The sequence below is a fragment of the Maribacter vaceletii genome (genome assembly GCF_003634105.1).
Taxonomy (GTDB): Bacteria; Bacteroidota; Bacteroidia; order Flavobacteriales; family Flavobacteriaceae; genus Maribacter_B; species Maribacter_B vaceletii.
This window is the reverse complement of the sequence record NZ_RBIQ01000007.1, coordinates 1,715,693-1,729,760: the sequence shown is the minus strand read 5'-3', so window position 1 is coordinate 1,729,760 and position 14,068 is coordinate 1,715,693. Positions and strand designations below refer to the sequence as shown.

Sequence of the window (14,068 nt, the reverse complement as noted above, 5' to 3'; positions counted from 1 at the left end):
CTTTAATAGTAATTACACATCTTTATATTTATGTATAATATGCAAAACAACTACCAAAGCAATCCAATTTTAGATAAATTACCCGAACACCTAAGGCAATTTATAAAACCACAAAACTATGAGGATTACTCTGCTATAGATCAAGCGGTTTGGAGATACGTTATGCGTAAAAATGTAGATTATTTAGGAAAAGTTGCACACGCATCTTACTTAGATGGCCTACAAAAAACAGGAATATCCATAAATAACATTCCAAACATGTACGGCATGAACCGTATTTTAGAAGAAATTGGGTGGGCAGCAGTTGCAGTAGATGGTTTTATACCTCCTTCCGCTTTTATGGAGTTCCAAGCATACAATGTTCTTGTAATAGCATCCGACATAAGGCAATTAGAAAATATAGAGTACACTCCTGCTCCAGATATTATTCACGAAGGTGCTGGGCATGCCCCCATTATTGCCAATCCTGAATACGCAGAATATTTAAGACGTTTTGGAGAAATAGGATGCAAAGCTATTTCTAGTAAAAAAGATTATGAATTATATGAAGCCGTTAGGCATTTATCTATTATAAAAGAAGCCCCAAACACGCCAGAAGACGAAATTAAAAAAGCCGAAAACCTAATAGAAAATCTTCAGAAAAATATGGGAGAGCCTAGCGAAATGGCTCTTATTAGAAACCTGCATTGGTGGACTGTAGAATACGGTTTAATTGGTACGGTTGAAAATCCTAAAATATATGGTGCTGGCCTTTTATCTTCTATTGGCGAAAGTGCTTGGTGTATGACCAATGAAGTAAAAAAAATACCATACTCTAAGATTGCCGCACATACTTCTTTTGATATTACCAAACCCCAACCGCAATTGTTTGTAACTCCCGATTTTTCTTTTCTAAGTCAGGTCTTAGAAGAATTTGCAAATACTATGGCCTTAAGAACTGGAGGACTAATTGGCGTTCAAAAATTAATAGATGCTGCAGAAATAGGCACTATAGAACTAAGTACAGGTTTACAAATTTCTGGTAATTATATTTCGGTTCTTGAAAATAATGGTACTCCAATATTTTTTCAGACTGCAGGACCTACTGCGCTTTCTTACCGTAATCAGGAACTAATTGGACAAGGAATTAACCAACATCTGCATGGTTTTGGTTCTCCGATTGGAAAATTAAAAGGCATTAATATTGCTATTGAAGACATGAGCCCCAGAGACCTTAAGGCTTATAATATTTTTGAAGGCGAAATAATTTCTCTTGAATTTGAAGGAGACATTACTGTAAAAGGAAAAATTATTACTGGAACACGAAACCTACAAGGCGAAATTATTTTAATTACCCTAAAAAATTGCATTGTGACGCATTTAGGAAAGGTATTATTTAATTCGGAAGAGGAACTTTATAATATGGCAATAGGAGAAAAAATTGTTTCTGCTTTTAATGGCCCTGCAGATTTATCTAGTTTTGATAGAATAACACATGAAGTAAAAACAACAACCCATAAAATTAAAAAAACTGCTAAACAATTAAAACTAGAAGATTTATACCAACAAATTAGAGACTTTAGAGAAGGAAAAAATAAAACCGTTTCTAGAAATAAAGTATTTAAAGAAATACAAGAAAACTACCCTAAAGATTGGCTTCTTCCTCTAGAAATTTATGAACTGGCAATTAAAAGTAATACTATAGAATTTGCAGCATCTATTGCTGCTCACTTAGAAAATATAAAACTAGATAATCCTAGAATTGGACATCTTATAGACAATGGTATAACCCTAGTACAAGACCAAACAAAAAGCAAAAAAGCTTAATCCTTAATAAATTGCTCTAAACTATTTTCTTGAATAAGTTGTTCGTTATACTCTAACGTCCATCCCATACTTTTGGTAAGTACATAAAATTTAGAAAGCTCGCTTAATAATCTATTTTTGGCATTACTTTTTAAAGTAGAAGCTTCTACTTTTTTTAATAAGGAAGCGTGTATGTTTTTCTTTATAGTGTTATAATCTTCTGCTTTAAAAGGGTTTAAATAATCTGCAGTAACATCATAATACTCAAAATCTGGGTTTATTTTAATTTCGGGTTCTGGAATCTCTTTTATATATAAGACTTTTGCTTTATCATCTACTTTAAAAGTTAATTTGCTTAAATCATAACCAACAGTAACTTCGGCATTAACTACCACTAAAGCTTTTTTATCTGCTGTAATTAACGGACCAAAAAGTTCTTGAGAATCCTTATAATTATATACCTCTGCAAAATGACCTTCCGTTACTACTAATTTGGAAACATTTTTAATTTGTTCCTGAATAAGCATTGAGTTTTCCTCGAGAATTGCTTTTTCTTTATTGCTATTCATACAAGAACGAAAAACAAAAACCATGGACAATGTAACCAACGCACCTATTAAAACTTTTTTCATAACGTAAATTTCATAAAAGAATACGCTTCTTGAAGATACGTTTTTTTCTTTTCAAGCGCTTTTAAAAACTCTTTATGCTTTAGAGATTTTTCATTAAAAGGCCTATGTGCCAGTCCTTTTTGAACCACAGAAACCTTATCCATTACTTTTTGCGCCTCCTCATTAATCCAACTTAAAGTAAACTTTTCCCATATATAATTTACAGCAGTTGCATTAGGGTGCACCATATCTTCTTTATAAAAACGATAATCGCGCAATTCATCCATCATGATTTCATAAGACGGAAAATAAGTGACATTACTTTTTTTAATTACCTCATGTATGGCAGTAATAAGATGTGCTTTACTTTGTTGATTTTCTACAAATCCGTCTTTTATATGACGTACAGGAGAAACTGTAAATATTAGAGTTGCTTCTTTATTTATTTTTTTAATTTGATATTTTATATGCTCTAAACTATCTTGAATTTCATTTACCGACAATATTTTTTTAGAAAATTGCTTTTGCGGAACTTTATGACAATTGGCTACTACTTTTTTTTCCTCTATAAAAGAATATACCCAAGCTGTTCCTAAGGTAATTACAATGTGTGATGCTTCTTTTATTTGCTCTTTAGTAGTCCGTAATCCACTATTTAGCTTCTCTAACAGTTCCTCAGGAGTATTAGAACTTAACTCGGAATGCGCATCATAACAATGCCAACGTTCTTCATTTAAAAAAATAGATTCTTTTGTGTATTCTTTTAATGCTATAGCTCTGGACACCAAGTTTTCAATAGCCAAAGGGTGAAATAAAATTCCAAACGGATTTTGAACCGTTTGGAATTTATAATATTTTAATTTTTCCCCAATATTCTCTACAAAACAAGAACCCAACAACAGCAATTTGCTGCTATAATTTATCTGGTTCTTTTCCTTTTGTAAAGGAATTTTGGTTTGTAGTTTCATTATTAGTATTATGAAATATACTCTTTTGCTTTACTTAAAGCTTCTTCTATACCTGCTGGGTTTTTACCTCCTGCTGTAGCAAAAAATGGTTGACCACCGCCGCCACCTTGTATAAACTTACCAAGCTCCCGCACAATGGTTCCTGCATTTAAGTTTTTAGACGCAGCTAATTCTTTAGATATATAACAAGAAAGTAATGCTTTTCCTTTTTGCTCTGTTCCAAAAAGTAAGAACAAATTATCTTTATTTTGTCCCATTTCAAAAGAAAGGTCTTTTATCCCTGCAGCATCTAAATCTACCTTTTTAGCTAAAAACTGAACTCCGTTAATTTCTTCTAAACTCCCTAATAAATCTCCTTTAAGGTTTTTCGCTTTATCTTTTAAAAGTTCTGCTATTTGCTTTTTGTAACTACTATTTTCTTCTTGTAAAGCAACTACGGCTTTTACAGGGTCTTTTGCATTATTTAATACATCTTTAATTTCAAACAACGTTCTGTTGTTTTCAAAATAAAACTCTTTAACGCCATCAAAAGTTATGGCTTCTATTCTACGAATTCCAGAAGCAACAGCACCTTCGCTCTTAATTTTAAAATGCCAAATATCGGCTGTGTTTTTTACATGTGTTCCTCCACACAACTCTATAGACTTTCCAAAACGAATAGTACGCACTGCATCGCCATATTTTTCTCCAAATAATGCCATAGCGCCCTCTTCTATTGCCTGTTTCATTGGAACCGACTTATTTTCCTGTAATTCCAACTTACCCTCAATCCTAGCATTTACAAAATCTTCTACTTCCCGTAATTCTTCTGTTGTGACTTTAGCAAAATGAGAAAAGTCAAAACGTAAATATTTAGAGTGTACGGCAGATCCTTTTTGCTCTACATGAGTTCCTAAAACCTCTCTTAAAGCTTGGTGTAATAAGTGCGTAGCAGTATGGTTTGCTTCTGTTCTTTGTCTTTGTTTTTTATCTACTACCGCTTTTAATACCTCCTCTAACTTTTTAGGCAAGTTCTTTGAAAAATGTACTATCTCATTATTCTCTCTTTTAGTATCAATAATATATATAACATCTCCGTTAGATGCTTCTAAATATCCTTTATCACCAACCTGGCCACCACCTTCTGCATAAAACGGAGTTAAATTAAATACTAATTGATATTGTTGCCCGTCTTTTTTAGAAGTGATTTTTCTAAATTTCACCAGTTTTACGTCCGCCTCTAATCTATCATAACCAATAAACTCTTGCTCTTGGTCATTTACCAAAATAGTCCAATCTTCCTTAGAAGTTTCAGACGCAGATTTAGAACGGTTTTTTTGTTCTTGCATGGCTTTTTCAAAACCTGCTTCATCTAAACTAAACCCTTTTTCACTTAAAATTAAAGCCGTAAGATCTATAGGGAAACCATAGGTGTCATAAAGCTCAAAAGCTTTTGCCCCGTTAACTTCTTTTCCTTTTGTATTACTAATTATAGTATCTAACAAAACTAACCCCTGATCTAATGTCTTTAAAAAAGAATGCTCTTCTTCTTTAATTACATTTTCTATTAACTGGTATTGTTCTTTTAGTTCTGGATAGGCATCTCCCATTATATTATTTAGCACTCCTACCAAACGATACATAAAAGGTTCTTTAGTTTCTAAAAAAGTAAAACCATAACGTACTGCCCTTCTTAAAATTCTTCTTATAACATAACCAGCACCAGTATTACTAGGTAATTGCCCATCTGCAATAGAGAAAGACACCGCTCTAATATGATCTGCAATTACACGTATAGCAATATCTGTTTCTTCGTTCTTTCCGTATTTAGAATTGGTTATGGTTTCTATTTCTCTAATAATTGGTGTAAAAACATCGGTATCATAATTAGATTTTACATTTTGCAAAACCATACACAAACGTTCAAACCCCATTCCCGTATCTACATGTTTTGCTGGCAAAGGCTCTAATTGTCCACTTGCTTTACGGTTATACTGCATAAATACAAGATTCCATATTTCTACAACCTGCGGGTGATCTTCATTTACCAAACTTGCCCCAGAAACTTTAGCTTTTTCTTCTGCAGAACGTATATCTACATGTATTTCTGAACATGGTCCGCAAGGTCCTTGCTCTCCCATTTCCCAAAAGTTATCTTTTTTATTTCCTTTTATAATTCGGTCTTCTGGTACAATAGCCTTCCATAAATTGTAAGCTTCCATATCCATCTCTAAATTATCTGCATCTGAGCTTCCTTCAAAAACAGAAACGTAAAGACTATCCTTATCTACTTTTAAAACATCGGTAAGTAATTCCCAAGCCCATTCTATAGCTTCTTTTTTAAAGTAGTCTCCAAAACTCCAATTTCCAAGCATTTCGAACATAGTATGGTGGTACGTATCTTTACCAACCTCTTCTAAATCATTATGCTTACCGCTTACCCTTAAACATTTTTGCGTATCCGAAACTCTAGAACTTTTAGGAACACTATTCCCTAAAAAATACTCCTTAAACTGGTTCATACCAGCATTTGTAAATAATAAAGTAGGGTCATCTTTAATAACCATTGGGGCAGATGCGACTATCTTGTGGTTTTTCTCTTTAAAAAAATTTAAAAACTGACTTCTAATTTCCTTGGAATTCATCTAAAATGGTAAGGTTTCTTAAAAAATAATGGTTTCTGCAAAACAATTTTTATATTTGTTTATTGCGCTATATTTAAAGCACAAAAATAGGATAAAATCTATTCATGTCTAAAGTAAAATATTATTACGATCCAGATACGTTATCTTACCGTAAGATTGAACCAAAAAAATCTAAACGGTATAGAAACATAAGTTTCTTTTTTTTAGGGTCATTTCTATTTGGTTTACTAGGATTAATTTTCCTTTTAAACACTAATTTAATTAACACTCCCAAAGAACTATCCTTACAAAGAGAAGTAAAAAACTATGAGCTTCAGTTTGAGTTATTAGACAAAAAAATGGAGCAAATTGAAGACGTTCTTGCTAATATTGAGGATAGAGATAATAATATTTACAGACTATATTTTGAAGCAAACCCTATTCCTGAAGAGCAAAGAAGAGCTGGCTTTGGTGGTATAAATAGATACAAATCTCTAGAAGGCTTTAATAATTCTGATATGGTAATTGCTACTACCAAACGTTTAGATGTTATTAAAAAACAAATGGCTATACAATCTAAGTCTTTAGATGAAATTACCATCCTTGCCGAAGAAAAAGAAAAATTACTTGCTGCAATACCAGCCATACAACCAATAAATAATGAAGATTTAACTAGAATGGCTTCTGGCTACGGCTGGCGCTCTGACCCTTTTACAAAGGCTAGAAAAATGCATTATGGAATGGATTTTACAGCTCCTAAAGGAACCCCTATTTACGCTTCTGGAGACGGTAAAATAGTTAGAGCAGATAATAATTCTTCTGGTTATGGCAAACATATACGAATAGACCATGGATATGGCTACCTTAGTTTATATGCGCACTTAAGTCAATACAATGTAAAAAAAGGACAAAAAGTTAAACGTGGAGACCTTATTGGTTTTGTTGGCAGTACAGGACGTTCCGAAGCTCCGCATTTGCATTATGAAGTTTGGAAAGAAAAGGATCGTATAAACCCAATTAATTTTTATTATGGTAGTTTATCTCCTATAGAATTTGAAAATATGCTAAAGTTTGCTAATCAGGAAAATCAATCACTAGATTAATGCATATAGAACTACCAGAAAAAAGATATTACGGCATTGGCGAAGTTGCCAAAGCTTTTAATGTAAACACTTCTCTAATTCGTTTTTGGGAAAAAGAATTTGATGTTCTAAAACCAAAAAAAAACGCTAAAGGCAATCGTAAATTTACCCCACAAGACATTACCAATTTAAAGTTAATATACCACCTTGTTAAAGAAAGAGGGTTTACTTTAGAAGGAGCAAAAACTCATTTAAAAGAAGAGCGACACAAAACTTTATCTAATTTTGATATTATACAAAAATTAGAAAAAGTAAAAATGGAACTTATAAAAATAAAGAACAACCTATAAACACTAAATAAATACTATTATGAAAAAAGGATTAATTGCTTTACTAGTACTTGGGGTATTAGCATTTGGAATTTACCAATGGGCAGTAGGCTTTAACAATACAGCCGTACAACTAAAAGAAACCTCTACCAAAACATGGGCAAATGTAGAAAGTGCTTACCAAAGAAGGAATGACCTTATTGGTAATTTAGTAAAAACAGTACAAGGCGCTGCAGATTTTGAACGTGGCACGCTAAAAGATGTTATAGAAGCTAGAGCAAAAGCCACATCTGTATCTATAGACCCAACTAATATAACACCAGAACAACTTGCCCAATTTAATAAAGTTCAAGGCGGACTAAGTGGTGCTCTAAAGAGCCTTTTAGTTACGGTAGAACGTTACCCCGACTTAAAGGCAAATCAAAACTTTTTAGAATTACAATCGCAATTAGAAGGTACAGAAAATAGAATTAATGTAGCAAGAGACCGTTTTAATGCCACTGTAGAACCATACAATGTCTTAATTAAAAAATTTCCTGGCTCTATTTTAGCAGGTATATTTAATTTTGATGAGTTAGCCTATTTTAAAGCCGAAGCTGGTTCTGAAGATGCTCCAGATGTTAATTTTGATTTTAAATAATAATCAATGTCTAGAGTAGAGGATTTTTTAACAACAGAGGAAGAGCAAGAAATTGTTGATGCTATAGTTACAGCAGAAAAAAACACTTCTGGTGAAATTCGTGTGCATATTGAAGCACATACTCGATTAGATTTATTAGACAGAGCTAAAGAAGTTTTTCATTTTCTTAAAATGGATAATACAAAAGAAGAAAATGGAGTACTTCTTTATATTGCTGTTAATGACCAAAAATTTGCAATTTACGGAGATAAAGGTATAGATAAAGTTGTACCCGCTAATTTTTGGGACACCACTAAAGAAGGTATTCAAAAAGACTTTGTTGCTGGCAATTTTAAAGAAGGAATTATTAATGGTGTTCTAAAAGCAGGTAAAGAGCTAGAAGAACATTTTCCGTGGATGCATGGAGATACAAACGAACTTAGCAATGAAATATCTAAAGGATAGCCTTCTTTTACTTTTTTTATGCTTTTGGACCGTTTCTCAAGCGCAATTTAATATCCCAGAAAAACCTGGAAAGCAAAACCAAACTAGTGTTTATGATTATATTGGTTTACTATCTAAATCTCAAAACCAAACACTTACCAGAAAACTTACCCAATATGCAGATAGCACCTCCACACAAATAGTAGTTGCTATAATTAGTTCTACCAAAGGTGAAAACATAACCTACCTAGGAGCAAATTGGGGACAAAAATGGGGTATAGGTCAAAAAGGTAAAGATAATGGTGTATTAGTACTACTTGCTAAAGACGACCGTAAAATTGCGATAAATACAGGATATGGTGTAGAAGGCTCTTTAACCGATGCTATGTCTCGTAGAATTATAGAAACTGTTATTATCCCTAGTTTTAAACAAAACGATTACTATGGTGGACTAAATAAAGGAACTAATGCTATTATTAAGGTTTTAAACGGTGAATTTACCGAAGACCGTTCTTTTAATGAAGGGATACCTTTTGAAGCTTTTTTACCTTTCATTATCTTCTTTATTATTCTTATAATTTTATGGAATAGAAAAGGAAATAACCGTAATAATAGAGGCGGAAAACGAGGTTCTGGATTAGACTTTAGAGATATTATTATTCTAAGTAATATGGGACGTGGCAGCTCTTCTAGTGGCGGTTTTGGAAGCGGTGGCTTCGGAGGCGGTGGCGGTTTTAGTGGTGGCTTCGGAGGCGGTGGCTTTGGCGGCGGCGGTGCTTCTGGCGGATGGTAATTTTTTTATTAAGGCAACGCTATCTCAATATCTTTTATAGACACTCCTAAAACACTTATCGAGATTTTATTTAGCTCCTTTTTAGAACCTTTAAAATGATACACTTCTTGAAAATGACTTACACTCTCTCCTACTTTTAATTCTTTTGCAGGAGAAGATGTCTCTAATTCATAAAAAGGACCAAAAGGACCAACTTCTCCCCATTTGCCATCATTAAAAACATTAATTACATCTCCCCTATATTGATTTTCTACATTCACTGGATGTGCATTTACATACTCTTTATCTAAAGAATTAAAACTAAATTTTACAATGGTTAAAGAATTTAATTCCGGACTGTAACTACCAAAATAAGGTAATGTATACTCTGGTAGCGTTCCAATTTTATTTAAATAATTCGCATCTGCCTTATAATAGAGAACTTTATCTTTTACAACAATACGTGTACTATCTATCTCTGTAAAATAAACGGTTGCATTATCTACATTTTCTTTTAAGGGTATTATTACTGTTGTTTTTGGTGTTGGATGGTAACACCCTAAATCCCATAAAGATAGAAGACCCGTTTCCTTAGACCAATCTTGCTCACCAACATTTGTCATTTTTGTGTTGGTTTTATAAGCTACATAAGACAAATTATTAGAGAAAGAATTACTTAAAAAATTAGAAACATAATCTTCTTTAAGTAGTTCTATTTTTCTTTCTACTTCTATATTGAAATGAAATCCTTTTAAATTTTCAATATGTAGTTTATTTCCTAATTTTACCGATCCAGAAGACTGTGCTAGAATATTAAATGAAAGGGTATTTAAATCTTTTGGAGCAGCATGTAACTTCTCTCCTGTTTTTTCATCAATCTTAAAAAAAATAGTATTTGGCCCTTGGTCTGGACCAAACCAAATACGACCTTCTCCTCCTATTTTACTTCTATTTACAAGAACACTATCACTAAGTAAAATATTTTTATTGAACCATCCGTAACTCGTTCCTCCTAAACCCTGTGATGTACTCGTAAATATTCTTCCCTGAAACTCACTTGAAACAACTATTTGCCTTTCTCTATCTTTTAAGATAACAGGAGAAATAACCGAGTTTATAACTTCTAAATCTTCACCAAAAGTAGATATTGGATAAACATCAGAATTATTACATGCGCTAATAGTAATAAAAAGAATTACACATAAAAGACGCTTTAGAAGTCTGCACATATCTAGAAATTAATTGAATCCGTAATTAACACTTAAATGTAAAACAATTACGGGTTATTCGTTAACTTCTGTATTAAATAATTTTTATTTATCCCTCAAGGCCTACTAAGCCTCAAGGGGATGTTTTTCCAAAATTGTTAGTCCGCAAAAAATACTAAGTATACTCCCCATAAAATACAAAAAGCACAATACGAATACACTAGGTAATCATTAAAAGTAGATTTATCTTCCATAATACTTGGGTTTATTAGTAAAACGAGAAGCATGGAATATTTGGAATTAAGATTCGAGCAACGTATAAAATATTCGATGGATTATAAAATATCCGCTAAGCTGTATTTTTTCTTCCACGTACAGAAACATCTAAGTTTTCATATATCCCTACAAAACAACACTTTACCGATAATCAAATAAAAAAAATACCACAAAAGTGACTTAAAAAATCATGCTTATTTATTTCTTACGCATAAATACGCTAATAGGAACTCCAGAAAAATTAAAATTTTCTCTTAATTTATTCTCTAAATAACGCTTATATGGCTCACGTACATATTGCGGTAAATTACAGAAGAATGCAAATTGCGGATATGGTGTTGGTAGTTGCATACAGAATTTAATCTTCACAAACTTACCTTTATATGCTGGCGGCGGGTAGTTTTCTATAATAGGTAACATAGTGTCATTAAACTTACGTGTAGGAATTTTAATATTTCTATTATTATACACCTCAACAGCAGTTTCTATAGCTTTAAAAATACGCTGTTTAGTTAATACCGATATAAATAGAATAGGAACATCCGTAAATGGCTCTATTGCTTTTTTAATTTTATCGGTGTAGTGTTTTATAGTATTTGTCTCCTTGTCTTCTACTAAATCCCATTTATTTACCAAGATTACAATACCCTTATTATTTCTTTGCGCTAGCCAGAAAATATTTTCTACTTGTCCATCAAAACCACGAGTGGCATCTAACAACAACAAACAAACATCACTATGTTCTATAGCTCTTACAGAACGCATAACCGAATAAAATTCTAAATCTTCTTTAACTTTTGCTTTGCGGCGAATACCTGCTGTATCAACCAAGTTAAACTCAAACCCAAAGCGATTATATTTTGTATCTATACTATCTCTAGTTGTACCTGCAATATCAGTCACTATATAACGGTCTTCTCCGATTAATGCATTAATAAAAGAAGATTTTCCTGCATTTGGTCTACCAACAACTGCAAATCTAGGAAGGTTACTTTCCTCCTCTTCTACTTCTGGTAAGACTTTTACAATGGCATCTAATAATTCTCCAGAACCACTACCATTTATACTAGAAAGTGTATAAAAGTCTCCTAAACCAAGGTTATAAAATTCCACAGCGTCTTCTGCACGCATAGCATTATCTACCTTATTGACTGCTAAAAAAACTGGCTTATTTACTCTTCTAAGTAGTTTAGAAACATCCTCATCCATACCTGTTACACCAGACTCCACATCTACCATAAAAATTATAGCGTCGGCTTCTTCTATGGCAAGTTCTACTTGTTTATCTATTTCTTGTTCAAAAATATCATCACTACCAACAACATAACCACCAGTATCTATTAAAGAAAATTCTTTTCCATTCCAGTCGCTCTTTCCATAATGACGGTCTCTTGTAACACCACTAACAGCATCTACAATAGCCTCTCTTCTTTGAATTAAACGATTAAAAAATGTAGATTTTCCAACATTTGGCCTCCCTACAATAGCAACAATAGCACTCATAATATAAAATTAAGCCACAAAGGTAGTGCTAATACTTAAATAATAAAGTGATTTAAACTTTCTCTTTATGAAAACTCTTCTTGATAACGATATTGTATTAATGCCTCGTTTTCAATTATATATAAATGAATCTAAAAAATAACTAATTTTAGCTTTTATCACGAAGTTTACAACTTCATTTTTAAGAAACTAACTAGAAGTTAATATCTTTATTAAATTTAATAAAGAAGAAATGCATGTACTATGTTCAATTTACACATTAAACTTTATAAAAAAAATCTTCTAGCCTACTTTTAACAGTAAACTAGAAGATTTAAAAAAATATTAATCTATTTATTTAATTTCGTAGATAGTAATTGTATTAGAAACTTCATTAGTTACTACTAATAAATTTTCTTTAGTTGGACTATCCTTACTCGGAATTACTATTAATCCTTCTGGAGCAATATCTTCTGCGTTATATAACCAGTTTACAAAAACTGGCGCAGTTGGCGTTGTTATATCGTAAACCATAACACCTCCTGTTCTTTCTAATCCTACAAAAAGTAACGTGCTATTTCCAATTTTTAAAGTAGTAACAGATTCTGGCTCCGCTCCTTTATCATCACTACGATCATCTACTTCCCCTTCATCATTATTAAAAAGTTCTGGATTTAATTCAAATGTTTTCTTTCCTATATGGTCTCCACTATCATATATTTTTGACCCTGCAGTATCCCATATTGTAAAAGAACGGGCACCGTAACCATAAATTTGGTCAAAATCTCCATCACCATCCGTATCTCCATTGGCAGTTGTAATTTTTAAACGACCCAAATTTTCGTCTAATTGTAATTCTTCAGCATTAGGGTAAGCAGTTTCATCTAAAGTTAAATCTTTAACTCTTTCTTCCTCAGAATACCCATCATAATCTCTAGCATCTCCTTCATTTGCTGTAATTAAATACTCGGACCCACCAATTTTAGAAAAAGTCATAGCGTCTGGCATGTAATAACTTAATACAGGCCAGTTTTTAAAATTACCAACAATATCATCTTTATTACTAGCATCCATTGTATTTTCTGGTAAAGAAAAATCTTTAGTACCTAAACCATAAACATTTGTAATTGTCATGCTGCCTAAATCTACTACTGCAATACCGTTATTCTCTTGTAAAGTAACGTATGCATACTTACTATCTTCTGATACAGCAACGTATTCTGGCTCTACATCTTCGCTTAAAGAAGCTCCAGGGCCAAAAACACGAAAATCATTACCAATAGTTTGCCCATTATAAGCACCAAAGAACAATGTGTTTATTTCATTCTCCTTAATATTAACTACAGAAATAGAACCTTCTGGATCTACCGTATAATCATCATTTGGTTCTCCCTCATTTGCAGATATAATATATTTTCCATCTGGACTAAAGGTTACCATATCTGGTAAAGCTCCTGCATTATAAGTATTTACTTGAACTTGTGTTTCTGTATTAAAAGTAACTATTTGTCCATCTAATTGTTTTGGATCACTTTCTACAGCTACTGCTAATAAGCCATCTTGTGCAGCAACACTGTTTGGTGTTCCTGGTAATGCGATAGATGTTAATTTTATTGTTGCTGATGGATTAGATATATCCCATACAGATATTTCCTGCTCATTTGGATTTACTACAAATAGTTTTCCAGTTTTTGCATCAAAAGCACTGATTTCTGCAAATCCTTCATCTCCAGAACCATTAACAGAAGTGCTTAATTTTGTGAAAGTTAATGCAGATACATCTATATCTTTATCGCCATCAAAGTCTGTATTATCATCATTAATACAGGAACTAAAAATTAGGGCCATTGAAGCCGCTAGAATAAGTGATTTTTTCATTTTGGTGTTTC

General features: G+C 32.5%; 12 protein-coding genes. 6 read left to right on the top strand and 6 right to left on the bottom strand.

All coding sequences use genetic code 11. The annotated features are described in order from the left end of the window. Positions 1-39 precede the first annotated feature (39 nt). A complete protein-coding gene (locus tag CLV91_RS07140) occupies positions 40-1,806 on the top strand; it encodes an aromatic amino acid hydroxylase (RefSeq protein WP_121065804.1) in 1,767 nt (588 codons plus the stop codon). Here the strand turns inward: CLV91_RS07140 and CLV91_RS07135 are convergent. From CLV91_RS07135 to alaS, 3 genes are read right to left on the bottom strand one after another with little or no spacing between them, the layout of a single operon-like run. Then, positions 1,803-2,417, bottom strand: a complete 615-nt coding sequence (locus CLV91_RS07135) for a DUF4230 domain-containing protein (protein WP_121065395.1) — start codon at positions 2,415-2,417, stop codon at positions 1,803-1,805. The two genes, CLV91_RS07140 and CLV91_RS07135, sit on opposite strands and share 4 nt — an antisense overlap. After that, positions 2,414-3,364 carry a GSCFA domain-containing protein gene (locus CLV91_RS07130; protein WP_121065391.1) on the bottom strand — a complete coding sequence of 317 codons (951 nt, stop codon included), beginning with the start codon at positions 3,362-3,364 and terminating at the stop codon, positions 2,414-2,416. Before CLV91_RS07130 ends, CLV91_RS07135 begins: the two co-directional genes overlap by 4 nt. Positions 3,365-3,372: 8 nt before the next feature. Continuing rightward, on the bottom strand, positions 3,373-5,988 hold the full coding sequence (alaS, locus tag CLV91_RS07125; protein ID WP_121065389.1) for an alanine--tRNA ligase: 2,616 nt from the start codon (positions 5,986-5,988) through the stop codon (positions 3,373-3,375). A 104-nt stretch (positions 5,989-6,092) separates the two neighbouring features. On the opposite strand from alaS, the gene CLV91_RS07120 reads away from it, so the two are divergent. From CLV91_RS07120 to CLV91_RS07100, 5 genes are read left to right on the top strand one after another with little or no spacing between them, the layout of a single operon-like run. Next, positions 6,093-7,070, top strand: coding sequence for a M23 family metallopeptidase (locus CLV91_RS07120; protein ID WP_121065386.1), 978 nt, complete (start codon positions 6,093-6,095; stop codon positions 7,068-7,070). Further along, positions 7,070-7,399 (top strand): MerR family transcriptional regulator, encoded by a 330-nt coding sequence (locus tag CLV91_RS07115; protein ID WP_121065383.1) that lies wholly within the window; start codon positions 7,070-7,072, stop codon positions 7,397-7,399. The genes CLV91_RS07120 and CLV91_RS07115 overlap by 1 nt, the downstream gene beginning before the upstream one ends. A gap of 19 nt (positions 7,400-7,418) precedes the next feature. Next, on the top strand, positions 7,419-8,018 hold the full coding sequence (locus CLV91_RS07110; protein WP_121065380.1) for a LemA family protein: 600 nt from the start codon (positions 7,419-7,421) through the stop codon (positions 8,016-8,018). Positions 8,019-8,024: 6 nt separating this feature from the next. Next, on the top strand, positions 8,025-8,462 hold the full coding sequence (locus tag CLV91_RS07105; RefSeq protein WP_121065377.1) for a TPM domain-containing protein: 438 nt from the start codon (positions 8,025-8,027) through the stop codon (positions 8,460-8,462). Then, positions 8,443-9,234: a TPM domain-containing protein gene (locus CLV91_RS07100; protein ID WP_121065374.1), complete on the top strand. Its 792-nt coding sequence runs from the start codon at positions 8,443-8,445 to the stop codon at positions 9,232-9,234. Before CLV91_RS07105 ends, CLV91_RS07100 begins: the two co-directional genes overlap by 20 nt. A gap of 8 nt (positions 9,235-9,242) precedes the next feature. Here the strand turns inward: CLV91_RS07100 and CLV91_RS07095 are convergent, their stop codons facing one another. The 3 genes from CLV91_RS07095 to CLV91_RS07085 all read right to left on the bottom strand — a co-directional run bounded on the left by CLV91_RS07095 (position 9,243) and on the right by CLV91_RS07085 (position 14,057). Next, positions 9,243-10,442: a DUF6786 family protein gene (locus CLV91_RS07095; RefSeq protein WP_121065371.1), complete on the bottom strand. Its 1,200-nt coding sequence runs from the start codon at positions 10,440-10,442 to the stop codon at positions 9,243-9,245. Positions 10,443-10,895: 453 nt separating this feature from the next. Then, positions 10,896-12,200 (bottom strand): ribosome biogenesis GTPase Der, encoded by a 1,305-nt coding sequence (der, locus tag CLV91_RS07090; protein ID WP_121065368.1) that lies wholly within the window; start codon positions 12,198-12,200, stop codon positions 10,896-10,898. A 333-nt stretch (positions 12,201-12,533) separates the two neighbouring features. Next, on the bottom strand, positions 12,534-14,057 hold the full coding sequence (locus CLV91_RS07085) for a choice-of-anchor I family protein (RefSeq protein ID WP_121065366.1): 1,524 nt from the start codon (positions 14,055-14,057) through the stop codon (positions 12,534-12,536). Between the last annotated feature and the right edge of the window lie 11 nt (positions 14,058-14,068).